Annotated in this window: 26 protein-coding genes and 1 tRNA gene; 18 read left to right on the forward strand and 9 right to left on the reverse strand. The window is 73.5% G+C overall.

Annotated features, from left to right (window positions below):
• The first annotated feature begins 408 nt into the window (after positions 1–408).
• From MQV74_RS16225 to MQV74_RS40790, 5 genes are all read left to right on the forward strand, one after another.
• Positions 409–822 (forward strand): hypothetical protein, encoded by a 414-nt coding sequence (locus MQV74_RS16225; RefSeq protein WP_374120627.1) that lies wholly within the window; start codon positions 409–411, stop codon positions 820–822.
• Between the two features lie 396 nt (positions 823–1,218).
• Positions 1,219–2,529, forward strand: a complete 1,311-nt coding sequence (locus tag MQV74_RS16230) for a helix-turn-helix domain-containing protein (protein ID WP_242718332.1) — start codon at positions 1,219–1,221, stop codon at positions 2,527–2,529.
• A 10-nt stretch (positions 2,530–2,539) separates the two neighbouring features.
• On the forward strand, positions 2,540–3,142 hold the full coding sequence (gene orn / locus MQV74_RS16235; RefSeq protein ID WP_138959861.1) for an oligoribonuclease: 603 nt from the start codon (positions 2,540–2,542) through the stop codon (positions 3,140–3,142).
• Positions 3,143–3,256: 114 nt separating this feature from the next.
• Positions 3,257–3,329 (forward strand) — tRNA-His (locus tag MQV74_RS16240).
• A 144-nt stretch (positions 3,330–3,473) separates the two neighbouring features.
• Positions 3,474–3,599, forward strand: a complete 126-nt coding sequence (locus MQV74_RS40790) for a hypothetical protein (protein ID WP_278194162.1) — start codon at positions 3,474–3,476, stop codon at positions 3,597–3,599.
• 54 nt (positions 3,600–3,653) lie between these two features.
• Here MQV74_RS40790 and MQV74_RS16245 read toward each other — a convergent pair whose 3' ends face one another.
• The 3 genes from MQV74_RS16245 to MQV74_RS16255 are packed head-to-tail and all read right to left on the reverse strand — an operon-like array spanning position 3,654 to position 5,289.
• Positions 3,654–4,505 carry a helix-turn-helix domain-containing protein gene (locus MQV74_RS16245; RefSeq protein ID WP_242718334.1) on the reverse strand — a complete coding sequence of 284 codons (852 nt, stop codon included), beginning with the start codon at positions 4,503–4,505 and terminating at the stop codon, positions 3,654–3,656.
• 24 nt (positions 4,506–4,529) lie between these two features.
• Positions 4,530–5,057, reverse strand: a complete 528-nt coding sequence (locus MQV74_RS16250) for a DUF6879 family protein (RefSeq protein WP_242718336.1) — start codon at positions 5,055–5,057, stop codon at positions 4,530–4,532.
• Positions 5,029–5,289 carry a hypothetical protein gene (locus MQV74_RS16255; RefSeq protein WP_242718338.1) on the reverse strand — a complete coding sequence of 87 codons (261 nt, stop codon included), beginning with the start codon at positions 5,287–5,289 and terminating at the stop codon, positions 5,029–5,031. Before MQV74_RS16255 ends, MQV74_RS16250 begins: the two co-directional genes overlap by 29 nt.
• A gap of 295 nt (positions 5,290–5,584) precedes the next feature.
• On the opposite strand from MQV74_RS16255, the gene MQV74_RS16260 reads away from it, so the two are divergent.
• The 3 genes from MQV74_RS16260 to MQV74_RS16270 are packed head-to-tail and all read left to right on the forward strand — an operon-like array spanning position 5,585 to position 6,772.
• A complete protein-coding gene (locus MQV74_RS16260; protein ID WP_242718340.1) occupies positions 5,585–6,031 on the forward strand; it encodes a hypothetical protein in 447 nt (148 codons plus the stop codon).
• Complete coding sequence (locus tag MQV74_RS16265; protein ID WP_242718342.1) at positions 6,028–6,234, forward strand: hypothetical protein; 207 nt, start codon at positions 6,028–6,030, stop codon at positions 6,232–6,234. Before MQV74_RS16260 ends, MQV74_RS16265 begins: the two co-directional genes overlap by 4 nt.
• Complete coding sequence (locus MQV74_RS16270; RefSeq protein WP_242718344.1) at positions 6,227–6,772, forward strand: hypothetical protein; 546 nt, start codon at positions 6,227–6,229, stop codon at positions 6,770–6,772. Before MQV74_RS16265 ends, MQV74_RS16270 begins: the two co-directional genes overlap by 8 nt.
• Here the strand turns inward: MQV74_RS16270 and MQV74_RS16275 are convergent.
• A complete protein-coding gene (locus MQV74_RS16275) occupies positions 6,675–7,730 on the reverse strand; it encodes a LacI family DNA-binding transcriptional regulator (RefSeq protein ID WP_242718346.1) in 1,056 nt (351 codons plus the stop codon). The genes MQV74_RS16270 and MQV74_RS16275 overlap by 98 nt on opposite strands.
• A gap of 262 nt (positions 7,731–7,992) precedes the next feature.
• On the opposite strand from MQV74_RS16275, the gene MQV74_RS16280 reads away from it, so the two are divergent.
• From MQV74_RS16280 to MQV74_RS16295, 4 genes are read left to right on the forward strand one after another with little or no spacing between them, the layout of a single operon-like run.
• Positions 7,993–9,369, forward strand: coding sequence for an ABC transporter substrate-binding protein (locus tag MQV74_RS16280; protein WP_242718348.1), 1,377 nt, complete (start codon positions 7,993–7,995; stop codon positions 9,367–9,369).
• Between the two features lie 7 nt (positions 9,370–9,376).
• Positions 9,377–10,366: a carbohydrate ABC transporter permease gene (locus MQV74_RS16285; protein ID WP_242718350.1), complete on the forward strand. Its 990-nt coding sequence runs from the start codon at positions 9,377–9,379 to the stop codon at positions 10,364–10,366.
• A gap of 9 nt (positions 10,367–10,375) precedes the next feature.
• Positions 10,376–11,296 (forward strand): carbohydrate ABC transporter permease, encoded by a 921-nt coding sequence (locus tag MQV74_RS16290; RefSeq protein ID WP_242718352.1) that lies wholly within the window; start codon positions 10,376–10,378, stop codon positions 11,294–11,296.
• A 57-nt stretch (positions 11,297–11,353) separates the two neighbouring features.
• The gene (locus MQV74_RS16295; protein WP_242718354.1) at positions 11,354–12,799 is read left to right on the forward strand and encodes a GH1 family beta-glucosidase; all 1,446 of its coding nucleotides are present in this window, start codon (positions 11,354–11,356) and stop codon (positions 12,797–12,799) included.
• A 155-nt stretch (positions 12,800–12,954) separates the two neighbouring features.
• Here MQV74_RS16295 and MQV74_RS16300 read toward each other — a convergent pair whose 3' ends face one another.
• On the reverse strand, positions 12,955–14,382 hold the full coding sequence (locus tag MQV74_RS16300) for a sensor histidine kinase (protein ID WP_242718356.1): 1,428 nt from the start codon (positions 14,380–14,382) through the stop codon (positions 12,955–12,957).
• 34 nt (positions 14,383–14,416) lie between these two features.
• Positions 14,417–15,103 (reverse strand): response regulator transcription factor, encoded by a 687-nt coding sequence (locus MQV74_RS16305; protein ID WP_242718358.1) that lies wholly within the window; start codon positions 15,101–15,103, stop codon positions 14,417–14,419.
• Positions 15,104–15,234: 131 nt separating this feature from the next.
• On the opposite strand from MQV74_RS16305, the gene MQV74_RS16310 reads away from it, so the two are divergent.
• Positions 15,235–15,759, forward strand: coding sequence for a hypothetical protein (locus MQV74_RS16310; protein ID WP_242718360.1), 525 nt, complete (start codon positions 15,235–15,237; stop codon positions 15,757–15,759).
• A 16-nt stretch (positions 15,760–15,775) separates the two neighbouring features.
• Here MQV74_RS16310 and MQV74_RS16315 read toward each other — a convergent pair whose 3' ends face one another.
• Both MQV74_RS16315 and MQV74_RS41175 read right to left on the reverse strand, forming a co-directional pair.
• A complete protein-coding gene (locus MQV74_RS16315) occupies positions 15,776–16,639 on the reverse strand; it encodes a spermidine synthase (RefSeq protein WP_242718362.1) in 864 nt (287 codons plus the stop codon).
• A 301-nt stretch (positions 16,640–16,940) separates the two neighbouring features.
• Positions 16,941–17,522, reverse strand: a complete 582-nt coding sequence (locus MQV74_RS41175; protein ID WP_308402275.1) for a hypothetical protein — start codon at positions 17,520–17,522, stop codon at positions 16,941–16,943.
• Positions 17,523–17,847: 325 nt separating this feature from the next.
• On the opposite strand from MQV74_RS41175, the gene MQV74_RS16325 reads away from it, so the two are divergent.
• Positions 17,848–19,269, forward strand: coding sequence for a tetratricopeptide repeat protein (locus tag MQV74_RS16325; RefSeq protein ID WP_242718364.1), 1,422 nt, complete (start codon positions 17,848–17,850; stop codon positions 19,267–19,269).
• 12 nt (positions 19,270–19,281) lie between these two features.
• Here the strand turns inward: MQV74_RS16325 and MQV74_RS16330 are convergent, their stop codons facing one another.
• Positions 19,282–19,878, reverse strand: a complete 597-nt coding sequence (locus MQV74_RS16330; RefSeq protein WP_138959872.1) for a histidine phosphatase family protein — start codon at positions 19,876–19,878, stop codon at positions 19,282–19,284.
• Positions 19,879–20,183: 305 nt separating this feature from the next.
• Between MQV74_RS16330 and MQV74_RS16335 the strand changes: the two genes are divergently transcribed.
• From MQV74_RS16335 to MQV74_RS16350, 4 genes are read left to right on the forward strand one after another with little or no spacing between them, the layout of a single operon-like run.
• A complete protein-coding gene (locus MQV74_RS16335; RefSeq protein ID WP_242718366.1) occupies positions 20,184–21,293 on the forward strand; it encodes a phosphatase PAP2 family protein in 1,110 nt (369 codons plus the stop codon).
• Positions 21,178–22,455, forward strand: coding sequence for a hypothetical protein (locus MQV74_RS16340; RefSeq protein WP_374120783.1), 1,278 nt, complete (start codon positions 21,178–21,180; stop codon positions 22,453–22,455). The genes MQV74_RS16335 and MQV74_RS16340 overlap by 116 nt, the downstream gene beginning before the upstream one ends.
• A 40-nt stretch (positions 22,456–22,495) precedes the next feature.
• The gene (locus MQV74_RS16345; RefSeq protein ID WP_242718368.1) at positions 22,496–24,082 is read left to right on the forward strand and encodes a hypothetical protein; all 1,587 of its coding nucleotides are present in this window, start codon (positions 22,496–22,498) and stop codon (positions 24,080–24,082) included.
• The gene (locus MQV74_RS16350; RefSeq protein ID WP_242718370.1) at positions 24,079–25,425 is read left to right on the forward strand and encodes an AAA domain-containing protein; all 1,347 of its coding nucleotides are present in this window, start codon (positions 24,079–24,081) and stop codon (positions 25,423–25,425) included. Before MQV74_RS16345 ends, MQV74_RS16350 begins: the two co-directional genes overlap by 4 nt.
• Positions 25,426–25,437: the final 12 nt, after the last annotated feature.

The raw sequence follows: 25,437 nt of genomic DNA on the forward strand, positions 1-25,437 counted from the left end.
CTGTGCGGGTCGGGCCCTGCGGCCTTCGGCGGACACGGGCCGTCACCGGACGCGTGTCCGGGAATCATCTTCCCAACCCCTTACCCCCAAGGGTACGGCGACACTCCTCTCCTGCCCAGGTCCCGGCCGGGGGTCTCCCGGGCCGTGACGGCGGCTGACGCCGCCCGCGCGAGGCCTCGATGCGGCCTCCGCACGGCCTCGCGGCGTTCACCGGAGCATGCATGAGCGGGGCCCGGATGGCAATGGCAGCTGCCCCGTACAGGCGGTTTGCGCCCGGTTCGCGCGCACTGGCCCCTTCCGGCCAGTGACCGGCCGCATGGCCACGCGTTGAACCCGTGAAACCACTCTTTCGGAGACATCCCCAGGAACAGACACCACGTGCGAAACCACCGCCGCAGGGAGTACGCCGTGCCAGGACCGATCACCGCCGCCCCAGCCGCCGCACCGACCACCCGCCGCCGCGCCCCCGAGGGGGCGCGCGAGCGCCGGGGCCCCAAGGCCGCCGGGCCCCTGGGCGCCGAGACGCCCGGGACGGTCCCGCAGGAGTCGGCGAGCGACGTGGTGCGCTGGGCCGCGTTCTCCTGTGTCCTCGTCCCGGTCGTGCTCGTCGGGTACGGGACCTCGCTGGCCGGGGCCGCCGGATCGGCCCTCGGGCTCGCGGCCGTGACGGGGGTGTGCCGGGTGCTGCTCAGGCAGTCCGAGCGGGGGGCCGAGCGGGCCCGCGTCGAGCGGCGCCCCGCCACCGCCGGGCGCCGGGCGGGAGCGGCTCCGGGGGCGCGCCGGGGCGGGCGGCACGCGGGGCCGAACGCGCCGGTGGACTGACCGATTCCGGCGCACTCCTCCATACGTTTTCAGCCAACTTCCGGCTGGTCCGCATTCCCTGGCCGAACGGGGGGTCAACCCACGTCCCACCAGGGGTGAAAGGAGCGCAGAAGGCATCCGCACCCTACGTTGACCGGCCACTGAGACGAGGCGCACTTCCCTGCACGGCCCGTGAGTGCGACGCTTCGTGATCGAATGCTTCACGCCAAGTTGCCATGTCGACAATGCGCCGAGTGCTGAACTGGTCACGGCAGCGTCACACGACGCAGTAGATTCGATCTTGACTGTAGTACGGCGGGGGACTGGTGGAGGACCGAGGGGAAACGTGCAGGAGCGACAGGTCCAGCAAGCACGTCAAGAACAGGGAGCCGCGACGACCGAGGGGGGCTTAGCGCCATGAGCCACGACTCCACTGCCGTGCAGGAAGCTGCGGCGCGCAAACTCTCCGGGCGGCGCCGTCGGGAAATCGTCGCGGTGCTGCTCTTCAGCGGTGGTCCCATCTTCGAGAGTTCCATACCACTCTCCGTGTTCGGCATTGACCGGCAGGACGCGGGAGTGCCCCGGTACCGGCTGCTCGTATGCGCCGGTGAGGAGGGGCCGCTGCGCACCACGGGCGGACTCGAACTCACCGCGCCGCATGGCCTGGAGGCCATCGCGCGAGCCGGCACCGTCGTCGTCCCGGCCTGGCGGTCCATCACGTCGCCGCCACCGCTGGAGGCGCTCGACGCGCTGCGCCGGGCACACGAAGAAGGGGCCCGCATCGTCGGTCTGTGCACCGGCGCGTTCGTCCTCGCGGCGGCCGGTTTACTGGACGGCCGCCCGGCGACGACGCACTGGATGTACGCGCCGACGCTCGCCAAACGATATCCGTCCGTCCACGTCGATCCGCGCGAGCTGTTCGTCGACGACGGGGACGTCCTGACGTCGGCCGGAACCGCGGCCGGAATCGATCTCTGTCTGCACATCGTGCGCACGGATCACGGCAACGAGGCGGCGGGCGCGCTCGCCCGCAGGCTCGTCGTGCCGCCGCGCCGCGCGGGCGGCCAGGAGCGCTACCTGGACAGGTCGCTCCCGGAGGAGATCGGCGCCGACCCGCTGGCCGAGGTCGTCGCCTGGGCGCTCGAACACCTCCACGAGCAGTTCGACGTGGAGACGCTCGCCGCCCGCGCCTACATGAGCCGCCGCACCTTCGACCGGCGCTTCCGCTCACTGACGGGAAGCGCTCCCCTGCAGTGGCTGATCACCCAGCGGGTGCTCCAGGCACAGCGGCTCCTGGAGACCTCGGACTACTCCGTGGACGAGGTCGCCGGACGCTGCGGCTTCCGCTCGCCCGTCGCGCTGCGCGGCCACTTCCGGCGCCAGCTCGGCTCCTCGCCCGCCGCCTACCGCGCCGCGTACCGGGCGCGCAGGCCCCAGAGCGAGCGCGGTCTGGACGGTGCCGCCGGGGCGACCGGCGGCCCGATGGCCATGCCCAGCGCGCCCGCCGTGGTCTCGGCTCCGGACGGGATGGGCGGACCGGGCGGGCACGGTTCCGTGCCGGGACCGAATCCGGGCATGCCCCCGGGTCCGGTGCCGGCCCAGACACGGCGTACGGCGGCGGCGAGCGCCTTCGGGGCCGCGTCCCTGGCCATGGACGCGGGCAAGCAAACCGCCGATGCGTACGCGCAGGGACGCACGCCGCTCCCCGGCCAGAGGAGCGCGCCGTAGGGTTGGGCGCATGAACGATCGCATGGTGTGGATCGACTGCGAGATGACCGGGCTCTCGCTGACGGATGACGCACTTATCGAGGTGGCCGCCCTGGTCACCGACTCGGAACTGAACGTGCTCGGCGAAGGTGTGGACATCGTGATCCGCCCGCCGGACGGAGCCCTGGAGACCATGCCCGAGGTGGTGCGGCAGATGCACACCACCTCGGGACTCCTCGACGAGCTGTCCGGCGGCACCACGCTGGCCGCCGCCGAGGAGCAGGTCCTCGACTACATCCGTGAGCACGTGAAGGAGCCCCGCAAGGCCCCGCTGTGCGGCAACTCGGTCGGCACGGACCGCGGCTTCCTGCTGCGGGACATGCCGACCCTGGAGAACTTCCTGCACTACCGGATCGTCGACGTCTCCTCGGTCAAGGAGCTCGCCCGGCGCTGGTACCCGCGGGCGTACTTCAACAGTCCGGACAAGAACGGCAACCACCGGGCGCTCGCCGACATCCGCGAATCCATCGCCGAGCTGCGCTACTACCGCGAGGCGATCTTCGTCCCGCAGCCGGGCCCGGACTCGGACACGGCGAAGTCGATCGCCGCGAAGCACGTCCTGCCCGCAAGCTAGGCGGCCCGAAAGGGCCTGGTGGACGGGGTCGGAAGAAGGGGTGCGCGAGCACCCCTTCGGACCCTGTACACTTTTTCTCGGCCGGTCAGAAGAAAGACAAAAGACCGGCTCATGGTGGGTGTAGCTCAGTTGGTAGAGCACCTGGTTGTGGTCCAGGTGGCCGCGGGTTCAAGTCCCGTCACTCACCCTGATGATCAAGGGCCCGACCTGCGAAAGCAGGTCGGGCCCTTGTCGTTCCCCGACGTTTGGGAACACCACGGGAACACGATCTTGGTTTCGCGTCCTCACGACCGGCACTGTGACCCTGCGGCCGGGCGCCTGCCTCGGCGCCATGACGGGCCAAGCGGACGCCACGGGGTACGCGGTGATCGCTGGGACCGGGGACCTGCCGACGATCGCCGCTCTCGCCGGGGTGATCGGCGCTGGTTCTGGCCTGTTCGCACTGATCGCCCGCTGAAACGCTTCGCCCCCTCGCGCCTTCGGACGGGAGGGAGCCTTCGTCGTGCCCTGTTCAGTGCAGCGCCTCGATCGCGCGGAGGATGAGGCCGCGGGCCTCCGCACCGTAGACGGCCATGCTCCGCAGACGCTCGAACGTCTTCACGTACTGGCTTACCTCGGAGGGCTGGGTGACACGTACCTCGGCCGACACGAGTTCCATGGCCACCAGCTTGTCGTCGTAGATGTGGAACGTCTCCTCCGGCCAGTGCGTCCGCTCGCCGGCTACGGGGATGATGCCGAGGGAGACGGCGGGCAAGGCCCCCGCGGTGAGCAGGTAGCCGAGCTGGGCGGACATGGCTTCTGCTCCAGCAATCCGGTAGCGCAAGACGGACTCTTCGATCACCGCCACGAAGCGATGTCCCGGTTCGTGGATGAGGCGGGATCGCTCGATGCGTGCGCGCGCGGCTTCCACGCTGTCGTCCACAGCAAGGTCGTTCGAGTCCGCAGCGATGCGGAGGACGGCAGTCGCGTACCCCTCGGTCTGGAGGAGGCCGGGTACGAGGCCGGAGGAGTACACGCGGAACAGCTCGGTGCCGCGGAAGAAACCGACCCGGCTCTCCTGGATGTGTCGGAGCCCGGAGCGCACCTGGTCGCGCCACTGTTGGTACAGCGTCTCGGCGTTGATGGACTGGACGATCAGGTCTTGGGCCTGATCACTACGGCCGGTGGCAGTGCACCAGCGGCGGATGTCGTACGCCGACGGCCCGGTGAGCGCGTTCTCAATCCGCGACGTCTTGGAGTGGTGCCAGTCGCACGCGGCAGCCAGTTGCACGAGCGTCATCCCGGCCTCCTTGCGGAGGGTGCGGAGCTGCCGGGCGACAGCTTCGCGCGCGGCCTGGGCCGACGAGGAAGGGGAGACGGACATGAGCTGGCTGCCGGTGCTTCCTGCTCAGTCGATCCGGTAGTCGTCGTGCGGTATGGCTCGTTCCCACACCGCCGCGAAGGCGTCCCTGCACAGCTTGGCGGATGCGGGGTCCTCCGAGATCTCGTGTCCGACCAGCGCACCGTCGCCCGAGAAGTAGCCCCAGCGGACGATACGGTCGTCGAAGAGCCAGAAGTCGTTGCCGGGCAGGCAGAGGGCCGAGGCATGACGGCGGGGCAGCCAGCGCACTTCCTCACCAGCGTGCGTGTTGACCATGGTGGAAGCGTGCTCGTACCGGATGTAATCGGATACGGGTTCGGACACGATGCGAGCACGTCGCACAGCGACGCCACGGCCGACGGCCCGGGCCACAAGGTCGACCCACGGCGCCCAGTCCTCCGAGGAGGGATCGGCATCGAACTCGCCGGTCTCCAGCCAGGTACGGAAGTCCTCGGCTTCGGCAGCGACACCATACTGGTCCCGCATCTCCAGGTGCACCGCGGTCCGTGTGCAGCCGTCCATCAGCTCAGTGATCGTCGGCTCGCTGAAGGACATCGCACGCCTCCCTGATCATGTCGATCATCCTCGCAGGGATTCGGACCACGGCTTCACCGTCCGGGATGCCGACGGCGTGGCCGGGCGCCTCGAAGGCGGCGCATTCAGCGTGGAGTTCGGGCGCCGGCTCCCACCCCTGGAGGACGAGTTCCCGCTTGTCCTGGTCGACCCACACGGTGGGGCTGTCGGCGGTTTTGGTGTCGGGGTCGATCCCAATGAACAGTAACGGCACGTCATCCTCCGTCAGCAGAGTGTGCGTTTCTGTGCGCCACGATCGTGGCGGCAAGGGGCCCAGGTCAAGGGAGCTGACGGACCACAGAAGTGCTGCCGGTAGGAGACTGCACAGATCTGCACAGAGCTGGTGGTCGACTCCGGTGCACTCCTAGCGTCGAAAGACACAGCGAAGACCCCGGTGACCGTGCGACCGGCCCCGGGGCGTGGCCGACCACCAAGGAGTCGACATGGGCGAGAGTGCGGCCCCCGTGCAAGCGCCGAGAAGCAGCGCTCAGACACAGGGGGAGAACAGGTTGATCGCTGACTGGCTGGCTCAAGCCCACCCCCTGCCGGGCCGGGCCCGGCGGGAGTGGACGGATGCCTACGTCGCGATGATCCCGCTCGGTCGGTGCTTCGACGCCGTACGCGTACCCGCCCAGCGGATCCACGCCGCGGTCGCCAGCGAGGAGCCCGCCACCGTGGCCGCAGCCCTGCGGGACTGGCTGGGCGGCCCGGTGATCCGGGACCTGCGCAGCACCCTCGGCGCGTACTACTTCCTGGTGACGCCCGGCGCGGAGTGGGACGGCCCGGAGGAGCGCCTGAGCACGGGCACCTTCCTCGGGGTCCCCCGTGTGGGGCACATCGCGTACCTCATGAGCTGGGTGGTGCCGCCGGAGCATCCCGGGAACCTGTGCGACACCCTGGCTCTGCGCGCGCTGCTCGCCACCGCCGATCCGCTGTGGACGGTGGGCCGACCATGACCGGCCTCGACGACCGCGAGGACGGCCAGGAACCGAGGGGCCCGTACGAGGCTTACCGCGAGCACCTGAACACCTGCCCCCGCCGGCACTTCGGCATCCTCGCCGACTGCTCCGAAGGTGCGCGGCTGCATGCCGCCTGGATCGAGGGTGGCCGCACAGCCGCCGCGCCCGCGGGCCCGGCCGCAGGAGGCCGGGATGCCTGAGCCCAAGCCGGTGGTACTGCTCGCCGCCCTCCCCCGGCCCGGCACGCTCGACGCGGCGCAGCTGTCCGGTGGCGCCTGCGTCTGGTGCGCGCACGCGTTCCGCCCCGGCGAGGGGATCGACCTCGGCAGCCCCGGCCCCTTCCGGCCGCACGGCTGCCTGGACTGCTGCGAGGTCAGGACGCACTCCCTGACGACCTACCTCGCCTGGTACGACCACACCGTCACCTGCCACCGGTGCCCCTACGGCCCGTGCGAGCCGGGCCGGGCCCTCGGCATGAACCACCTGACCGTACGGGAACAGGCAGGCCACCCGGCCATACGCTGCGCCGCCTGCCAGGCCCCCATCACCCCCGGCCAGCCCCTGCGCCCGCACTTCTGGCGCGAAGAGCCCTGGCCGATGTTCGGCTACCTCCACGCACGCGACTGCCCCGGTCCCCGCCTCAGGACGACGCGCGGGGGATCAGTTCCGTCGGCAGGACGATCTGAGGGCGGGCGAGGCGGCGGGACGCCGCCGGGCGGGGGTCGGCGATCTCGGTGAGCAGGACGTCCGTCATCGTGCGGCCCATCTCCACTATGGGCTGGCGCACACTCGTCAGGGGCGGATCCATGTGGCGGGCGATCGCCGAGTCGTCGAAGCCGACCAGGGCCACGTCGTCCGGTATGCGGCGGCCCGCCCGGCGCAGGACCTGACGCGCGCCCGCCGCCATCACGTCCGACGCGGCGAAGACCGCGTCCAGGTCCGGCCTGCGTGCCAGCAGGTCCGCCATCGCCCGCCGACCGCCCTCCTCGGTGAAGTCGGCGCGCGCCGTCAGGGCCTCGTCCGGCTCGTGCCCGGCCTCCGCCAGGGCGTCGCGGTAGCCGTCGAGGCGCCGCTGGGCCCCGTACACGTCGAGGCGGCCCGTGATCGTGGCTATCCGGCGGCGGCCCCGGGCCACCAAATGGGTGACGGCGGCGCGGGCCCCCGCGAAGTTGTCGGAGTCCACCGAGGCCAGCGGCTCGTCGGCGCGGCGGCGACCGCTGATCACCGCCGGTATCTCCAGCTGCTGCAGCAGGTCCGGCAGCGGATCGTCCGCGTGCACCGACACCAGGAGGACGCCGTCCACCCGGTGCGCCGACAGATACTGCGCGAGGCGGCGGCGCTCCCGGTCGCCGCCCGCGAAGGTCAGCAGGAGCTGGAGGTCGGTGTCCGCGAGCGCGACCCCCACACCGTGGATGATGTCCGAGAAGTACGGCTCGGCGAAGAACCGCGACTCGGGCTCGGGGACGACCACGGCGATCGAGTCCGTACGGTTCGCGGCGAGCGCGCGGGCCGCCGTGTTCGGCACGTACCCCAGCTCGGCGACGGCCTCCTCCACGGCGGCGCGGGTGTGCGCGCTCACCCGCGGCGAACCGTTGATCACCCGGGACACCGTCCCCCGGCCGACGCCCGCCAGCGCGGCCACCTCTTCCAGCGTGGGCCGCCCCCCGCTGCGCCCCTTGGGCTGACGACTCCCCATCAGTGCCTCCCCACGACGCGAAATCTAACAGCCGGGCCCCGGCCACCAGCGACGGCGCCGACGGCCCGCAACTCCCGCCGTCCGGTGCCTTGACACCCCCGCAACGAGCCGTAACCCTTCAAGGCATCAAATATGGGAGCGCTCCCACCCTACTCGGCTCTTTCACGATCCGCACGCTCCGGCCGAGCCGCCCCTCTCCAACTCATGACGCCCACAGGGCAGTTGACTGGTAGGTGGTACGGCGGAGCACTAGGAGGACACCATGCGCCACAGCAGAAGCCGCAGGACGCATGACCGGACTCGCTACAGGACTCGAACGCCCCGTACGGCCGTGGTGCTCGCGGCCGTCGCTGCGCTCGCCGGCGGAGCGCTCACCGGCTGCGCGGAGGACTCCGACGACCCGGGCACCGGCGGCTCCTCCGGCGGCGGGGGCGGAGGCGGCAAGGGGAAGACGACCCTGACCATCGGCGTCTTCGGCGCCTTCGGCCTCCAGGAGGCCGGTCTGTACGCGGAGTACGAGCGGCTCCACCCGGACATCGACATCAAGCAGAACTCCGTCCAGCGCAACGAGAACTACTGGCCCGCGCTGCTCACCCATCTGAGCAGCGGCAGCGGCCTGTCCGACATCCAGGCCGTGGAGGTCGGCAACGTCGCCGAGCTGACCGGCAGCCACGCGGACAAGCTGGTGGACCTCGGCAAGGCCCCCGGCGTCGACAAGAGCGCCTACCTCGGCTGGAAGTGGAAGCAGGGCACCGCCGAGGGCGGCAGGACCATCGCACTCGGCACCGACATCGGCCCGACCGGCATCTGCTACCGCAAGGACATGTTCAAGAAGGCCGGACTTCCCACGGACCGCGAGGCCGTGGGCAAGCTGTGGGCCGGGGACTGGGACAAGTACCTCCGGGCGGGCGAGCGCTTCAAGGAGAAGGCGCCCAAGGGCACCGCCTTCGTGGACGGCGCAACGGGCGTGATGGCCGCCGTGCACGCCTCCGGCACGCAGAAGTTCTACGACGCCGACGGCGAGCTCGTCTACAAGGACAGCCCGGCGGTCAAGGAGGGCTGGGACCTCGCGGCGCGGTTCGCCGAGGCCGGGCTCACCGCGAAGCTCCAGCAGTTCCAGCCCAGTTGGGACCAGGCGTTCGCCAATGGCTCCTTCGCCACGGTGACCTGCCCGCCCTGGATGCTCGGCTACATCAAGGACAAGGCGGGCGCCGACGCGAAGGACCAGTGGGACGTCGCCGCCGCGCCGAAGCCCGGCAACTGGGGCGGTTCCTTCCTCACCGTGCCCGAGGCGGGCGAGCACAAGGAGGAGGCGGCGAAGCTCGCGGCCTGGCTGACCGCGCCGAAGCAGCAGGCCAAGCTGTTCGACGAGCGGGCCAGCTTCCCGAGCGCCAGCGCGGCCTACGGCCTGCCCGCGGTGAAGGACGCCAAGAACCCCTACTTCGGCGACGCGCCCGTGGGCCGGATCTTCTCCAGGGCCGCCGAGGGCGTGCCCGTCCAGCCCATCGGCCCCAAGGACGGGATCATCTCCCAGTACCTGGCGGACACCGGGATGCTCGGCGTCGACCAGAAGGGCACCTCGCCCGACAAGGCCTGGGGCAAGGCCGTGAAGACCATCGACAACGCGCTGGACCAGTGACGCGGTGATGGACCTTCCGAGTGACTCCCGCACGGCCGTGTCCCCCGCCCCGGCGGGGGACACGGCCCGGGACGAGCGCCGCCGGACGCGGCGCAGCCGCCTCTACCGCTGGGACGTGCGGTTCAGCCCCTACGCCCTCATCGCGCCGTTCTTCCTCTTCTTCGTCGCCTTCGGGCTCTTTCCGCTCCTCTATACGGGGTGGGCCTCGCTGCACCGGGTGGAGCTCGGCGCACCCACCGACATGGAGTGGGTGGGCCTGCGCAACTTCTCGCGGCTGCTCGACGACGACTTCTTCTGGAACGCGCTGCGCAACACCGTCACCATCGGTCTCCTCTCCACCGTGCCGCAGCTCCTGATGGCGCTCGGGCTCGCGCATCTCCTCAACTACCGGCTGCGCGGGTCCATGTTCTTCCGGGTCGCGATCCTCACTCCCTATGCGACGTCGGTGGCGGCGGCGACGCTCGTGTTCGTGCTCATGTTCAGCAGGACGGACCACGGGCTGATCAACTGGGGGCTCGGGCTCGTCGGGATCGACGCCGTGGACTGGCAGAACGGCGACTGGACGGCACAGCTCGCGGTGTCCGCCATCGTGATCTGGCGGTGGACCGGCTACAACGCGCTGATCTACCTCGCCGCGATGCAGGCCATTCCGCACGATCTGTACGAGTCGGCGGCGCTCGACGGGGCGAGCCGCTGGCAGCAGTTCCTGCGGGTGACGGTGCCGTCGCTGCGGCCCACGATCCTGTTCACCTGCGTGGTGTCGACGATCGGGGCGACGCAGCTGTTCGGTGAGCCGCTCCTTTTCAGTCAGGGGGCGAGCCCCACGGGTGGCTCGGACCACCAGTTCCAGACGCTGGGTCTGTATCTGTACGAGCAGGGCTGGTTCAACCAGCACCTCGGGCGGGCCTCGGCGATCGCCTGGACCATGTTCCTCATTCTCGTGCTGATCGGCCTGCTCAACTGGGCGGTCGGCCGGTGGATCCGCAAGAGCGCGTGAGGGGATGACATGACCGACGTGACGCAGACGCGCCGCGCACCGCGCACCGGCAGGCCCGGGTCCGGTCCCGTACGGCGCGGGCGCGGCCCGGGGAAGCGCGGCGCCGGACGGCAGCTGCACGGCGGGAAGCTGACGTACGCCGTCCTGGTCCTCTTCACCATCGGGTCGCTCTTCCCGCTGGTGTGGACGGCGATCGCCGCGTCCCGGACCAATACGCGGCTGGCCCAGACACCGCCCCCGTTCTGGTTCGGCGGGAATCTCTTCAAGAACCTGGAGATCGCCTGGACCGACGCCAACATGGGCACCGCCCTGCTGAACACCCTGGTGGTGGCGGGCACGATCACCATCGGCACGGTGCTCTTCTCCACCCTCGCGGGCTTCGCCTTCGCCAAGCTGCGCTTCCGCTTCCGCGGTCTGCTGCTGCTTCTGGTGATCGGCACGATGCTGGTGCCGCCGCAGCTCAGTGTCGTACCGCTGTTCATGATGATCGCGGAGTTCGGGTGGACCGATCAGCTGCAGTCGGTGATCCTGCCGACGCTGGTCAGCGCCTTCGGGGTGTTCTTCATGCGCCAGTACCTCATCGAGGCGCTGCCCACCGAGCTGATCGAGGCGGCTCGGGTGGACGGGGCGAGCAGCCTGCGCCTGATCTGGCACGTGGTCTTCCCCGCGGCGCGGCCCGCGATGGCCGTCCTGGCCATGCTGACCTTCGTCATGGCGTGGAACGACTTCTTCTGGCCGATCATCGCGCTCACCCAGGGCGGCGAGCCCACCGTGCAGGTCGCCCTCGCCGGGCTCGGCCGGGGGCAGATCCCCGACCAGTCCGTGATCATGGCGGGCGCGCTGCTCGGCACGCTGCCGCTGCTCCTCGCCTTCGTCCTGTTCGGCAAGCAGATCGTGGGCGGGATCATGCAGGGCGCCGTCAAGGGGTGAGCCCGCGCCCCGCCGTCCCGCCCCTCCTCCATCCGTACGAATCCTGGGAGCGCTTCCATGCCCGATGCGAACCTGCGGTTTCCCCCCGGCTTCCTGTGGGGTGCCGCGACCGCCGCGTACCAGATCGAAGGGGCCGTGCGGGAGGACGGCAGGACCCCGTCGATCTGGGACACCTTCAGCCATACGCCGGGCAAGGTGCTCGGCGGCGACACCGGGGACGTGGCCTGCGACCACTACCACCGGTGGCGCGAGGACGTGCGGCTCCTGGCGGACCTCGGGCTCAAGGCCTACCGCTTCTCGGTGTCCTGGCCCCGGGTGCAGCCCACCGGGCGCGGGCCCGCCGTGCAGCGCGGCCTCGACTTCTACCGCGCGCTCGTCGACGAGCTGCTCGCGCACGGCATCACGCCGATGGTCACGCTCTACCACTGGGACCTGCCCCAGGAACTCGAATCGGCGCTGCCCGGCGGGGGCCCGGGGGGCGGCGGCTGGCCGGAGCGGGACACCGCCGAGCGCTTCGCGGAGTACGCCGGGATCGTCGCGGGGGCGCTCGGCGACCGCGTGGAGCTGTGGACGACCCTCAACGAGCCCTGGTGCAGCGCCTTCCTGGGCTACGGCTCGGGGGTGCACGCCCCCGGGCGCACCGACCCCGCCGCCGCCCTGCGCGCGGCCCATCACCTCAGCCTCGCACACGGCCTCGGCGCCCGGGCGCTGCGCGCGGCCCTGCCCGCCCGGGCCCGGATCGGGGTGAGCCTCAATCCGAGCGCGGTGCGCCCGCTCACCTCGTCGCCCGCCGATCTGGACGCGCGGCGCCGGATCGACGCGCTCGCCAACCGGGTCTTCACCGGGCCGATGCTGCGCGGCGCGTACGACGACGATCTGCTCGCGGACACCGCGCGGGTCACGGACTGGGCCTTCGTGCGCGACGGCGACCTGGACGTCACGCGGCAGCCGCTGGACTTCCTCGGCATCAACTACTACTCCCCCGCTGTCGTGTCGGCCGCCGCCCCCTCCGGTGCCCCGCGCCACGACGGGCACGGGGGCAGCGACCACTCCCCCTGGCCGGGCGCGGACTCCCTGGTCTCCTTCCACCGCGCGCCCGGCGAACTCACCGCCATGGACTGGCCGGTGGATCCCACGGGACTGAAGGACCTTCTCCTCGAATACACCGCTCAGGCCCCCGGGGTTCCGCTCTATGTGACGGAGAACGGCGCCGCCTACGACGACAAGCCCGAGGGCGGCGCGGTCCACGACCCCGACCGGGTGCGCTACCTGCACGGACACCTGTCCGCCGTGCACGCGGCGATCCTGGAGGGCGCCGACGTCCGGGGCTACTTCCTGTGGTCGCTCCTGGACAACTTCGAGTGGGCGTACGGCTACAGCAAGCGCTTCGGCGCGGTGTACGTCGACTACGAGACGCAGTTGCGCACGCCCAAGTCGAGCGCCCGCTGGTACGCGAAGGTCGCGGCGAGCGGGGAGCTGCCCCGGGCGGTGGCCGAGGGGTGAACGGTGCGTGCCCCGGCCGGAGGGGGGTGGCCGGGGCACGCGTTCCCGTGGGGGGATCCGCACCGCACGTTAGCCCTGCTCCGGGGCGCCGTAGCGGCCCTTATGCCGGACTTAAGGAAGGCATCGGGGGTCGTTAAGGCCCGGCCGCACAGGCCCTAGCCGCCGCGGGCCGGGGTGCGGCGTCGGCGGCGCACCATCGCGCGTGCCGCCCGGCGTCCGGCCGACGGCCGGACGGCCCCGCGCTGGAGCCAGAGCCGCACCTCCGTGCCGCCGAGGACCGAGCGGCCGATCCGTACGTCGCCGCCGGTCGACTCGGCCAGGCGGCGCGCGATGTCGAGGCCGAGCCCCGTCGACCCGATCGCGCCGCCCGGGCCCCGCACGTCGTTCGTGCCGCCCGTGCCGCCGGAGCTGCCCCGGGCGAGGGCGGCCTTGGGGTCGGTGATGCCGTCGCCCGCGTCGGAGACGAGCACGATCACCGCGTCCTCGCCGCTGTGCACGTCCACGGCGAACGCCGCGCCCTCCCGGGTGTGCCGGAAGACGTTGCTGAGCAGCGCGTCGAGCGCGGCGACCAGATCGGCCCGCGCCACCGGTATCCACACGGGCCGCTCCACGCCCGCGACGCGCGCCTCGCGCCCCTCGTCCTCGGCGAGCGCCGACCAGAACTCCATCCGCTCACGGATCACTTCGGCGGCGTCGCAGCCCGCGCCGGGACCGCTGGCGGCCGTGCGCGGCTTGGCGTCGCGGGCGGTGCGGATGATCGTGTCGACCTCGCGCTCCAGCTTCTCCACGGCGATCCGGGTCTGCTCGGCGGCGGGCCCGTCGCCGAGGGAGGCGGCGTTGAGCCGCAGCACGGTCAGCGGGGTGCGCAGGCGGTGCGACAGGTCGGCGGCCAGCTCCCGCTCGTTGGCAAGGAGGTGGACGACCTGGTCGGCCATCGAGTTGAACGCCACAGCGGCCAGGCGGAGTTCGGTGGGCCCTTCCTCCGGCACGCGGGCGCCGAGCCTGCCCTCGCCCAGGTCGCGGGCGGCGCCGACCAGGCGTCTCGCGGGCCGGACCATGCGGACGCCGAGCCGGTCCGCGACGGCCACCGAGCCGATGACGAGCCCGACCCCGACGCCCGCGAGCACCAGCCAGGCCGTGGTCACGCCCTTGCTGACCTCCCTCTCCGGCACGTGGATCTCGACCACGGCGATCTCTCCGGAGCCGATGGCGAAGGGCTGGAGCAGCGCGTAGCCGCCGGGCGCGGTGACGGTCCTGGCCCGGCCCTGCTCGCGCGTCGCGGCGACGTCGTGGGCGTGGGCGCGGCGGTCGCCGATGGTCAGCGCGGGGTGCGAGCCGACGGCGGGGACGTGTACGGCCATGCGCCCCTGGCCGCCCGCCTCGGAGGTGGCGACGGCCCGGGTGAGCTCCGCGCGGTCGGTGGTGATGGACAGCGTGGGGCCCATGCCGGCGGCGTGCCGTTCGGCGGCGGAGAAGGCGCGGTCGCGGGCCATCTCCTGGATGACGAGGCCCAGCGGAACGGCGAAGGCGGCCACGACCATCGTCGTGACGGCCAGGCACACCTTCACCAGGGCCCACCTCATGGCGCGGGCTCCCCGGGGGCGCCGTCCGCCGCCGTCACAGCGGCGGCTCCAGTTTCACGCCGACGCCCCGCAGGGTGTGCAGATAGCGGGGGCTCGCGGCGGTCTCGCCCAGCTTCCGGCGCAGCCAGGAGAGATGGACGTCGATGGTCTGGTCGTCGCCGTAGCTCTGCTGCCACACCTCGGCGAGGAGTTCCCTGCGCGCCACGACGACGCCGGGCCGCCCGGCGAGAAACGTGAGCAGGTCGAACTCGCGCCGGGTCAGGTCCAGCGGCGCGCCGTCCAGCTGTGCCCGGCGGCGCAGCGGGTCGATGGCGAGGCCGCCGACGCGCAGCACCCGGCTCGCCGGTGACGCCCCTGAGCCGCGGGCGCGGCGCAGCACGGCGGTCATGCGCGCGGAGAGGTGCTCGACGGAGAAGGGCTTGGTCAGATAGTCGTCGGCGCCGTCGTTGAGGAGCCGGACGATCTCCGCCTCGTCGTCGCGCGCGGTCGCCACGATCACGGGTACGTCGGTGACGCCGCGCAGCATCTTGAGCGCCTCGGCGCCGTCGAGGTCGGGCAGGCCGAGGTCGAGGATCACCACGTCGAAGCGGAAGTGGGCGACCTCGCGCAGCGCCTCCAGGGCGGTGCCGACGCTCCGTACGGTGTGGGAGGCGTCGGACAGATGCCGGATGAGGGCCGAGCGGACGAACGGGTCGTCCTCGACGACGAGCACACGAGCCATGGGCGGCACCGTACGCCATGCGGACAGTGCCGGTGCCCCGTGGGACTTTTGGCCCGGACATGGGCGTCATGTCCCTTGCCGGGAGCGGGTGATGTGGCCACCGGGGTGGTGGTGGGGCACCATGGCGCGCTATGCGCAGAGGTCTCCTGCACGCCGGCGCGTGGTCGCTCGCCACGGGCGTGGCGGTCACGCTGTCGTGGTGGGGCGTGCACACCGTGATGGCGGGCACGGCCTACGATCCGCCGCGCGCCCTGCCGCTCGCGGCGGAGCACCCGGAGCGCGCGGTGTCGTCGTCCACACACCGGCCCGAACCGGAGCCCGGCGCGCGCTCGTCGAGGCCCGCGCGGCCCTCGGCCGCCCCCGAGCCGTCGCGCGAGCCGCCCGCGGCGCGCGCTCCGGCTCCCCGGACGTCCCCTCCCGCCGGGCCCGCGACCGGCCGGGTGAAGACCTACCCCACCGACGGCGGCCGGGTCGTGTTCGACCTCGGCGGGGACTCCGCCACGCTGGTCTCGGCGTCGCCCGCGACGGGCTGGTCGATGCGGGTGTGGAAGACCCGGGCGTGGATCCGGGTGGAGTTCACGTCGGGCGCGGACCGCGTCTCGGTGTTCTGCGCGTGGCACGACCACGCGCCGCGGGTCGACGTCACCGCGTACTGAGCCGCGGCCCGAAGGCTCAGCGGAACACGGAGGGCGGCGGCGCGGGCGAGGCCACCGCGCTCGCGTCGGTGACGGCGGCCGCCCCGCCGCCGAAGTCCACGAGGGCGCGCCCGTGTTCGACGCGCGCCGGGTGCGGGTCGCTCGCGCTGCGCCGGGTGAGCTCGGCGATGGGCAGGGGGCGCGCGGAGGCGAGGAGCACGGCGTTGCCGAAGCGCTTGCCGCGCAGCACGGCGGGGTCGGCGACGAGCGCGAGCTCGGCGAAGACGGCGGCGGCGGTGGCGAGTTGGCCGCGCAGATAGCCGAGCGGCGGGCCGTCGGCGAGGTTGGCGGCGTAGTGCCCTTCGGGTTTCAGGACGCGGCGTACGTCGCCGAGGAACTCCACGGACGTCAGGTGCGCGGGGGTGCGGGCGCCGCTGAAGACGTCGGCGATCACCAGGTCCGCCCAGTTGTCCGGCAGCTTGGCGAGTCCCTCGCGGGCGTCGGCGCCGCGCACGCGCACGCGTGCCTGCGGGTCGAGCGGCAGCACGCGACGCACCAGGCTCACGAGGGCGGTGTCGCGCTCGACGACCTGCTGGGTGGAGCGGGGGCGGGTCGCGGCGACGTAGCGGGCGAGGGTGAGGGCGCCGCCACCGAGGTGCAGCACGTGCAGGGGGGCGCCGGCCGGGGCGGCGAGGTCGGCGATGTGGCCGAGCCTGCGCTGGTACTCGAAGTCGAGGTGGGCGGGGTCGTCGAGGTCGACGTGCGACTGGGGCGCGCCGTCGATGACGAGGGTCCAGGCGCGGGGGCGGTCGCGGTCGGGCAGCAGTTCGGCGAGGCCGCCGTCGACCTCCTCGACCACGGCTTCCCGCGCCGCGTCCCGGCTCCGCCTGTTCCTTGCCATCGGGCCATTATCGCCGGGGCCGCGGGGTGCCGCTCGCGCGGTGCGCCCCAGGCCCGCCCCTCCCCGAACCGGGGGCCGGCCGCCCCCGGGCCCCGGCCCTTGTCGGCGCTCCGCGCCTCGTCCTCAAACGCCGGACAGGCTGAAAGTCTCCGGTGCGGGCCGGATCTCGTCCGCGGACCAGCGGCGCCCGCCCGCAGGCGAGATGCGGCCCGCAGCGGCACCATCAAGCCCGTCCGGCGTTTGAGGACGAGGCCGAAGGCCGATCAACGGCCGGCCACCCCGGCAGGGCTCAGCGCAGGGCTCAGCGGCAGTTGTCGGCCGCCTCGATGATGCGTTGGGCCTCGCCGAGGGCGGCGCGGAGGGCCGCGGGGTCGGTGACCGGGTCCGTCGGGCGGGGCGGTACCAGCCAGCCGGTGCCGGCGACGGGCGGCGGGGGCGTCGGGCCCTGGGTGCCCGTGCCGGGCCCGCCGAAGGTCTGCGTACAGGCGCTGCCCGGCAGGTCCCACGCGGCGGCCGTGCCGGGCGGCACCAGGAAGCCGAGGGTGTCGCAGCCGCCGTCGTGCAGGACGGGCCCCACGGCCTCGTGCCCGGCGCCCCGGCGCAGGATGTCGACGGCTTCGAGGCCCTGCCGCGCGGGCACGGTCACCAGGTCGCAGTGCTCCTGACCGGGGTCGACGCCGTGCGGGGCGTACGGGGCGTGGGGGTTGTACGGGGTGTGGGCGGTGTGCGGGGCGGACGGGGCGTGACGTGCGTACGGCTCGTGGCCCCGGGGCCCGGGATGGGCGGGGCCGCACGACTCGCCGCCGCCGGGTCCGGCACTGCGGTCCTGGCTCGGCCGGTGCCGCGCCGTGGTCAGTGAGCCCCCAGATTCGCTGTTCTCCATGCCGACCTCCAACAAGGGAACCCCTCCTCGCCAGGGCGGAAGCCGCTTCGCTCCCTCTCCGCACTGGTTCAACGCGCCACCCCGTCAACGGCTACGGCGCCACGCCGCCGCAAAGGATGGCAGTTCATGGCAGATCACGGGTGAGATATCCGGTTTGTAGCCAAACTCCACGTCGTCATCGGGTCACAGAGGGTACTTTCTTGCTCCGCCGGGACACGGCCGGACCACGGGGCAGCGCGGGGGCGGGGCGCGCGGCGCGGGACTCCGGCGGTTCGTCGGCACGGTCCCCCACGAGAGGGCCTCGGTCCCCACGAGAGGATCCGGCATGGCGTCGTCTTCCACGGCCTCGTCCACCCCGCCGCCGCGGCCGAACCTCGCCTTCCGGCGGCTGCGCGGGCAGCGCTCACCGGGCGAGTTCGCGGCCCTGGTGCGGCGGGCCGCGCGTGAGATCGGCGAGCGGGTCAGCTGCGACGCGCGGTACGTCGGCCGCGTCGAGGCGGGCGAGATCCGCTGCCCCAACTACGCGTACGAACGGGTGTTCCTGCACATGTTCCCCGGCCGGACGCTGACGGACCTCGGCTTCGCACCGCGCGCTGCGGTACGCGGCCGGGGGGCGCGCACGGACTCCGGCGCGCCCCCGGCGCACGGCCTGGGCCGCGTCCCCGCCCCGGGCGGGCTCCGGCACCACGAAGAGAACCACAGCGACGAGGAGAGCGACGTGCGGCGTCGCGCATTCATGACCAGCGGCACCGCCACCGTGGCGGCCGCCTCCCTGACGACCCTGCCCCTGAGCGGCACCGCCGGAGCCGCCGCGGGCACCGTCCCGCGCCCCCGCACGGCGGGCGAGGCCGAGGTGCACGCGGTGGAGGAGGCGGTCCGCCGGATCCGGCTGCTCGACGACCGGCACGGCGCCGACGGCCTCTACCGGCGCGCCGCCGCGCCGCTGCGCACCGCCTACGCCCTGCTCGACGCGGGCACCGCACGCCCGGCCACGGCGGACCGGCTGTACACGGGCGCGGGCGAACTGGCCATCTCCGTGGGCTGGCTGGCGCACGACTCGGGCCGCTTCGACGACGCCCGCTCGCACTACGCGGAGGCGCTCGCGACGGCCCGGATGTCCGGGGACCCCGCCCTTGAGGCGCACGCCTTCTGCAACACGGCGTTCCTCGCGCGCGACGCCGGGCGCCCGCGCGAGGCGGTGCGGGCGGCCCAGGCCGCGGCGCGCGCCGCCCGGCAGGTCGCCTCGCCCCGGCTCCTGTCGCTGATCGCGCTGCGCGAGGCGGGCGGCTGGGCGGGCCTCGGCGACCGCGCGGGCTGCGAGCGGGCCCTGTCGCAGGCGCACGCCCTGTTCGACCGGGGCGCAGGGCCGCAGGACCCGGAGTGGATGACCTTCTACGGGCCCGCGGAGCTGGCGGGCCTGGAGGCCCAGTGCTGGTCGGCGCTCGGCCACTGGGAGCGCGCCTCGCGGCACGCGCACCGGGCGGCGCACGTGGCGGCGGCGCAGACGCCCGAGTTCACCCGGAACATCGCCCTGTACACCGCCGAGCTCGCCGACGACCTGGCCCGCGCGGGCCGCCCGGACGAGGCGGCGGCGGCGGGCCTGCGGGTACTCGCGCTGCTCGACGAGGTCCAGTCGTCCCGCATCCAGGGGATGCTCGCCACCACCGCGCGCGTGCTGCTCCCGCACCGGCGCGCCTCAGGGGTGACCGACTTCCTGGAGCACCACGCGTCCCGCGCGCGTGCCTGACGGCGGGCCCGCTCAGCCGGCCAGGTGCCCGGTCTCGTTCCAGGACTCGATCGCGGGCTCCCCGTACGCCCAGCCGAGGACCGAGAGGGACGTCGGGTTGAGCCGGATGCGGGAGGCGAAGGAGATGTCGTTGCCGAGCCAGCGGGCGCCGATGGCGCGCAGGATGTGGCCGTGGGCGAAGACGAGCACGTCCCGGTCGGCGCCGCGGGCCCAGTCGATCACCTCGTCGGCGCGCGCGGAGACCTGCGCCAGCGTCTCGCCGTCCGGCACGCCGTCGCGCCAGATGAACCAGCCGGGCCGGATCGCCTGGATGTCGGCCGGGGTCAGGCCGTCGTACGCGCCGTAGTCGAACTCCATCAGGGCGTCCCACTCCGCGGCCCGGTCGCCGAACCCGGCGATCTCGCACGTCTCCCGCGCGCGGGAGAGCGGGCTGGTGCGGACCTCGACGCCGGGGAGGCCGTCGTAGGGCGCCCGGTGCAGCCGCTCGCCGAGCAGCTTGGCACCGCGCCTGCCCTCGTCCAGGAGCGGGATGTCGGTCCTGCCGGTGTGCTTGCCGGACAGCGACCACTCCGTCTGTCCGTGCCGGGCCAGCAGGATGCGCGGTGCCATGAGGAGCCTTCCTAAGGAGGTGCGAGGAGGAGCGAGGGGGCAGCGGGCAGCAGTGAGGCGAGGCGATATGTCAGAAATCGACTGGGACAAAAGCGGACAAGTGATTGTCCGCTCCCTCATGTGCCCTTCTGTTTCCTTCCATCATCACTCACGCGCGCGATGAGCAACCCGCGCGCCGATCTCTGCGTCTATGACCACCAGGGGGATGGCTCGTCGGCCTTCGCGTACGCCGTAAAGTGACCCAGCGGCCGTACGCCGTGAGAACTGAGTGAGAACAGCGCGAACTGAGATGGGGGACCCACCGGATGCCGCACACCGAGGCACAGGGCGCCGGCAACGGCGGCATATCCGGGCACCGGACACGGAGTGTCCCCGGCCTCCGCCTGCGCTGGTGGACCGAGCTGCCGCTGATCCTGCTCGTCTACGGAGCCTACTCGGCGGGCCGCCTGCTGGCGCGCGGGGACGTGACCACGGCCGTCGACCACGGCCTGTCCATCCTGCGGGTCGAGAAGGCCCTGAACCTGAACCTCGAACACCCGCTGAACCGGTGGTTCACCGCCCACGCGTCCCTCGGCGTCCCGGCCGACTTCTGGTACGCGTCGCTGCACTACCTGGTCACCCCGCTGATCCTGATCTGGCTGTTCCGCAGCAGGGCCGTGCACTACGCCGCGGCCCGCACCTGGCTGATGGTCTCCACGCTGATCGGCCTGATCGGCTTCTCGCTGATGCCGACCTGTCCGCCGCGCCTCCTGGACTCCGGCCACGGGTTCGTCGACACCATGGCGCAGTACAGCGACTGGGGCTGGTGGGGCGGCCAGGCCAGCGCCCCGCGCGGCCTCGGCGGGATGACCAACCAGTACGCGGCGATGCCGAGCCTGCACGTCGGCTGGTCCCTGTGGTGCGGCGTGATGCTGTGGCGGTACGGGCGCGGCCCGGTGGCCAAGACGGCGGCGGTCGCCTATCCGCTGCTGACCACGATCGTCGTGATGGGCACCGCCAACCACTACTTCCTCGACGCGGTAGCGGGCGTCGCCGTGATGCTCGTGGGGCTGCTCCTGGTCAAGCCGGTCCAGCGGCTCGCGCAGCGGCTCAAGGCGCGCCTGCGGCCCGTGGTCGCGGCGGCGCTGCCCGGCCGGTTCGGTTCCGGTTCCGGCCAGGACACCGCGTCCGCCGAGGGCGCCGACGCGCGCGTGCACGCGGGGCGGGCCGCGGACGCCACTTCCGGCGCACACGCCTCCGTTGTCAGTGGCGGATGCCAGACTTCCGCGGGTGAGCGAATTCCCCATCAGCGCAAGCTCGGTGCCGAGTCCGGCTCCCGCGGCCCGAGGAGCGCACGACCGGCAGGCCACCCCGCCAACACCGCCGACACCGGGGACGGCGCTGCGGCGACGGCTGGCGGAGCTGCGCGGACCTGACGTACCGGCGCAGCCGCTCGACGCCCGTGCCCTCGCCGCGCTCGCGGCGAACCCGGGCTGTCGCAGACGGGCGCTCCTGGACGGCGCGGGCGTGCCCAAGGCGGAGCTCGCGCGCTCGCTCGGCGCACCATCGGCGTTCGGGCAGTCCCAGTTCGCGTTCATGCGCGGGCACGCCTTCGAAGCGCGGGTCAAGGCGGACGGCGGCGCGGAACTGCTCCGGCTCACGCACGCGCGCGTGGGCGGCGGCCCCGAGCCGGTGCCGGGCGAGGCACACACGCCGGACCTCACGGCGGCGGGCCCGCGGGGCCGCGCGGCCCGCACGGAGCTCGCCCTGCGCGAGGCCACGGCCGCCGGGGCCTGGACGCTGCTCGACCACCCCATGCTGGCCCTGGACGTCGCGGGCACCCCGGCCTTCCTCGAGCCGGACGCGGTGGTGGTCGCCCCGGACGGCACGTGGACGGTCGTGGAGATCAAGTCGTTCCCGATGATCGACGGTGCGGCGGACGCGGCGAAGGTGGGCGCGGCCGCCCGGCAGGCGGCGGTGTACGCCCTCGCCCTGGAGGACCTGGCCGCCCGGCTCGACGGCCCGGCGCCCCGGGTCCGCGACCAGGTCCTCCTGGTCTGCCCCAAGGACTTCTCGAACCTGCCGACGGCGTCCCCCGTCGACATCCGCAAGCAGCTCTCCGTCACCCGCCGCCAGCTGTCCCGGCTCACCCGCGTCGAGGACATCGCGGCAGGCCTGCCGCCGGGCACGACGTTCGACGTCACCCGTCCCGCCGCCGAGCTGACCGCCGCGGTCGACGCGGTGCCCGCGACCTATGCGCCGGAGTGCCTCGCGGCCTGCGAGCTGGCCTTCCACTGCCGTGCGCGCTCCCGCGCGGCGGGCGAGGTCACGGCGCTCGGGCGGTCGCTGCGGGGGGAGCTGGGCGCGCTGACCACGGTGGAGCAGGCCCTCGCGGCCGCGCGCGGCGAGGCCGGGGATCCGGACGACCCGGTGGTGGCCGCGCTGCGCGCCGCCGGGGCGCTGCGGGCGGAGGCGCTGGCCGAGCCTCGCGGGTGCGCCCCAGGCCCACCCCTTTCCCGAAACCCGGGGGCTGCCGCCCCCGGGGCCCCCGCTCCATCGGCGCTTCGCGCCTCGTCCTCAAACGCCGGACGGGCTTGATGTCCCCCATTCCGCACGCAAGGACCCCGAGGCACCGCCCATGACCCTCATCGACAACCTCGCGCGGCTGGAGGCCACGGCCAGCGGGCGGGCGCAGCCCCGGGCCACGGTGCGCCACCGCCACCTGTCCCAGCGCCCGCTCGTCCTCGTCCCGCTGACCACGGCCGGTGAGGCGGGCGCCCCGCTCGGGGCGCTGATCGGCACCGAGCGCACGGCCCCGCGGCTGCTCGTCGTCCCCCAGCCCCGCGACCGCGACCTCCGCTTCGCCTTCCTCGCCGAGCTCGCCGACGTGCTGCTGCCGTACGTGGAGGCGTACGGCGACGACGTGGAGGCGGCCGAGCGCACCGAGACCGACCCGGAGACCGGCAAGCGCGTCAAGGTCGAGGTCGACCTGTGCGCGGACGCGCCCCAGCTGATCGTGCCGAGCCGTGCGGGCATCGAGTTCGTCCGGCTCCTCGGCCGCTCCATGCGGTTCCGCCGCACCGCCGAGCAGGACCCGGACACTCCGCATCCGGCGCCGCCGCGCGTGCCGCTGCTCGGCCGCTGGCTGACGCACTTCGGGGAGCGCGCCCGGGTGCCGGGGTCGGCCCTGCTGCTCGCCATGACGGACCTGTTGTCGCGGCACTGGGCGACGGGCCAGTCCAGCCTGGAGGAGCAGCACCTGGGCGCGCTGCTCGCCTGGATCGAGGCGCCCGACGGCACCTCGGGCGCGGCCGCGGCGCTCCGCGCGGAGCTGGCCAGGGACGCCGCCGGGCAGCTGCTGTGCCCGCCCGCGGGCCCGGCCACCGACCCGGCGTTCGACAACGACCTGCTGGCTCCGGCGATCGAGGCCTACGACCGCGCGCGGACGGCCCTCGCCGCCGCCGAGGACGGAGCGGCGGCGGACGCGCGCCTGGCCGGGCTCACCGCCGCCGAGCGGGAGATCCGCGCCCTGGTGGACAGCCGTACCCGGCCCACCTGGGACGCGGTGTGGCGCGGCCTCGACGCGCTGTGCACGCTGCCCGAGGCGGCGCACGCCGAGGACCGGTGGCGGAGCGACCGCTGGTCGTTCACCGCGCACCGCGACCGGGTCGCCGCCGGCGAGCCGCCGCAGCCGCGCCGGGACGACGCGGTGACGGCGGCCCAGAAGCTGGCCACGCGCGAGCGCGAGCAGGCGCGGCTGGACGCGCACGAGGCGCTCGACGACCCCTTGGTGATGGCCGGGCGGCGGCTGCGCGGCGAGGCGTTCGCCGGGCAGGTCACCCAGGTCGTGATGGCGTACAGCGAGGGCAAGTCGCCGCGCCCGCGCCCGCTGGTCACCGTGCGCACGGCCGACCGGCCGCATCTCGACGAGGGCGTGAAGGTGTACCGCTCCCTGGCCGGGAAGCCGCAGACCGCGCACTTCGTGACGTACGAGGGGGACGGCGCGCTGGTGCTGCGGATCGTGGACAAGATGGGGCGCGGCAAGGAGCCCGAGCCCGGCTCCGTGCCGGAGGCGGGCGACCGGCTGTGCTGGACGCTGTTCGAGCACGAGCAGCGGGGCGGCCCGAAGCTGCCCGGCCCGGAGGACACCCCCTGGACGCACGGCGGCCCGCCGGACGGCGCCGCCGAGACCCCCGACCCCGTGACCGCGGAGGACACCCTGTGAGCCCGGCATCGCCCACCGCCTTCGACCCCGGTGCCGCGGCCGCACGCGCCACCGAGGCGATCCTGCGCGACACGCTCCAGGGCGCGCACCGCGGCGTCGTCGTGGACTCGCCGCCCGGCGCGGGCAAGTCCACGCTCGTCGTGCGGGCCGCGCGCGAACTGGCGGCGGCGGGGCGGCCCCTGATGGTGGTCGCGCAGACGAACGCCCAGGTGGACGACCTGGTCCTGCGCCTCGCCGAGAAGGACCCCGAGCTGCCGGTGGGGCGCCTGCACAGCAGCGACTCCGACCCGTACGACAAGGCGCTCGACGGCCTGGCGAACGTCAAGAAGTCCACGAAGGCAGCCGACCTGGCGGGCCTCGACGTGGTGGTGTCCACCGCCGCGAAGTGGGCGCACGTGCAGGGGGTCGAGCCGTGGGGGCACGCGATCGTCGACGAGGCGTACCAGATGCGGTCCGACGCGCTGCTCGCCGTGGCCGGGCTCTTCGAGCGGGCGCTGTTCGTGGGCGACCCGGGGCAGTTGGACCCGTTCGCGATCGCCGAGGCCGAGCAGTGGGCCGGGCTCGCCTACGACCCGTCGGCCAGCGCGGTGTCCACGCTGCTCGCGCACAACCCCGAGCTGCCGCAGCACCGCCTGCCGGTGTCGTGGCGGCTGCCCGCGTCGGCCGCGCCGCTGGTGTCGGACGCGTTCTATCCGTTCACGCCGTTCCGCAGCGGTACGGGCCCCGAGGACCGGGCCCTGCGCTTCGCGGTGCCCTCGGACGGCTCGGGGCCCGACCGGGTGATCGACGAGGCGGCGGCCTCCGGCTGGGGCCTGCTCGAACTGCCCGCCCGGCACACCCCGCGCACCGACCCGGAGGCAGTGCGGGCGGTCGCCCTGGTGGTGCGGCGGCTGCTCGACCGGGGCGGGGCGGCCACGTCGGAGCGGGACGCGGAGCCGGTGCCGCTGACCGCGGACCGGGTGGCCGTGGGCACGGCGCACCGCGACCAGGCGGCGGCCGTGCGCGCGGCGCTCGCCGCGCTCGGCGTGGTGGACGTGACCGTGGACACGGCGAACCGGCTCCAGGGGCGGGAGTTCGACGTCACGGTGGTGCTGCACCCGCTGTCCGGGCGCCCGGACGCGACGGCGTTCCACCTGGAGACGGGCCGGCTGTGCGTCCTCACCTCCCGGCACCGGCACGCGTGCGTGGTGGTGTGCCGGGCCGGGGTGGACTCCCTGCTCGACGACCACCCGTCGACGGAGCCCGTACGCCTGGGCGTGACGGTGAAGTTCCCGGACGGCTGGGACGCCATGATGACGACCTGGACCCACCTGACCGAACACCGCGTGCGCTGGCGCCCCTGACCACCACCCCCA

The sequence above is a fragment of the Streptomyces sp. AN091965 genome, from assembly GCF_022698285.1.
In the GTDB taxonomy this organism is placed as follows: domain Bacteria; phylum Actinomycetota; class Actinomycetes; order Streptomycetales; family Streptomycetaceae; genus Streptomyces.

Bases quoted from the DNA above. Each gene is read 5' to 3' on its own strand.
- MQV74_RS16230 (WP_242718332.1), top strand. From the start codon at position 1,219: ATGAGCCACGACTCCACTGCCGTGCAGGAAGCTGCGGCGCGCAAACTC.
- orn (WP_138959861.1), top strand. From the start codon at position 2,540: ATGAACGATCGCATGGTGTGGATCGACTGCGAGATGACCGGGCTCTCG.
- MQV74_RS40790 (WP_278194162.1), top strand. From the start codon at position 3,474: ATGACGGGCCAAGCGGACGCCACGGGGTACGCGGTGATCGCTGGGACC.
- MQV74_RS16245 (WP_242718334.1), bottom strand. From the start codon at position 4,505: ATGTCCGTCTCCCCTTCCTCGTCGGCCCAGGCCGCGCGCGAAGCTGTC.
- MQV74_RS16250 (WP_242718336.1), bottom strand. From the start codon at position 5,057: ATGTCCTTCAGCGAGCCGACGATCACTGAGCTGATGGACGGCTGCACA.
- MQV74_RS16265 (WP_242718342.1), top strand. From the start codon at position 6,028: ATGACCGGCCTCGACGACCGCGAGGACGGCCAGGAACCGAGGGGCCCG.
- MQV74_RS16270 (WP_242718344.1), top strand. From the start codon at position 6,227: ATGCCTGAGCCCAAGCCGGTGGTACTGCTCGCCGCCCTCCCCCGGCCC.
- MQV74_RS16275 (WP_242718346.1), bottom strand. From the start codon at position 7,730: ATGGGGAGTCGTCAGCCCAAGGGGCGCAGCGGGGGGCGGCCCACGCTG.
- MQV74_RS16280 (WP_242718348.1), top strand. From the start codon at position 7,993: ATGCGCCACAGCAGAAGCCGCAGGACGCATGACCGGACTCGCTACAGG.
- MQV74_RS16285 (WP_242718350.1), top strand. From the start codon at position 9,377: ATGGACCTTCCGAGTGACTCCCGCACGGCCGTGTCCCCCGCCCCGGCG.
- MQV74_RS16290 (WP_242718352.1), top strand. From the start codon at position 10,376: ATGACCGACGTGACGCAGACGCGCCGCGCACCGCGCACCGGCAGGCCC.
- MQV74_RS16295 (WP_242718354.1), top strand. From the start codon at position 11,354: ATGCCCGATGCGAACCTGCGGTTTCCCCCCGGCTTCCTGTGGGGTGCC.
- MQV74_RS16300 (WP_242718356.1), bottom strand. From the start codon at position 14,382: ATGAGGTGGGCCCTGGTGAAGGTGTGCCTGGCCGTCACGACGATGGTC.
- MQV74_RS16305 (WP_242718358.1), bottom strand. From the start codon at position 15,103: ATGGCTCGTGTGCTCGTCGTCGAGGACGACCCGTTCGTCCGCTCGGCC.
- MQV74_RS16310 (WP_242718360.1), top strand. From the start codon at position 15,235: ATGCGCAGAGGTCTCCTGCACGCCGGCGCGTGGTCGCTCGCCACGGGC.
- MQV74_RS16315 (WP_242718362.1), bottom strand. From the start codon at position 16,639: ATGGCAAGGAACAGGCGGAGCCGGGACGCGGCGCGGGAAGCCGTGGTC.
- MQV74_RS41175 (WP_308402275.1), bottom strand. From the start codon at position 17,522: ATGGAGAACAGCGAATCTGGGGGCTCACTGACCACGGCGCGGCACCGG.
- MQV74_RS16325 (WP_242718364.1), top strand. From the start codon at position 17,848: ATGGCGTCGTCTTCCACGGCCTCGTCCACCCCGCCGCCGCGGCCGAAC.
- MQV74_RS16330 (WP_138959872.1), bottom strand. From the start codon at position 19,878: ATGGCACCGCGCATCCTGCTGGCCCGGCACGGACAGACGGAGTGGTCG.
- MQV74_RS16335 (WP_242718366.1), top strand. From the start codon at position 20,184: ATGCCGCACACCGAGGCACAGGGCGCCGGCAACGGCGGCATATCCGGG.
- MQV74_RS16345 (WP_242718368.1), top strand. From the start codon at position 22,496: ATGACCCTCATCGACAACCTCGCGCGGCTGGAGGCCACGGCCAGCGGG.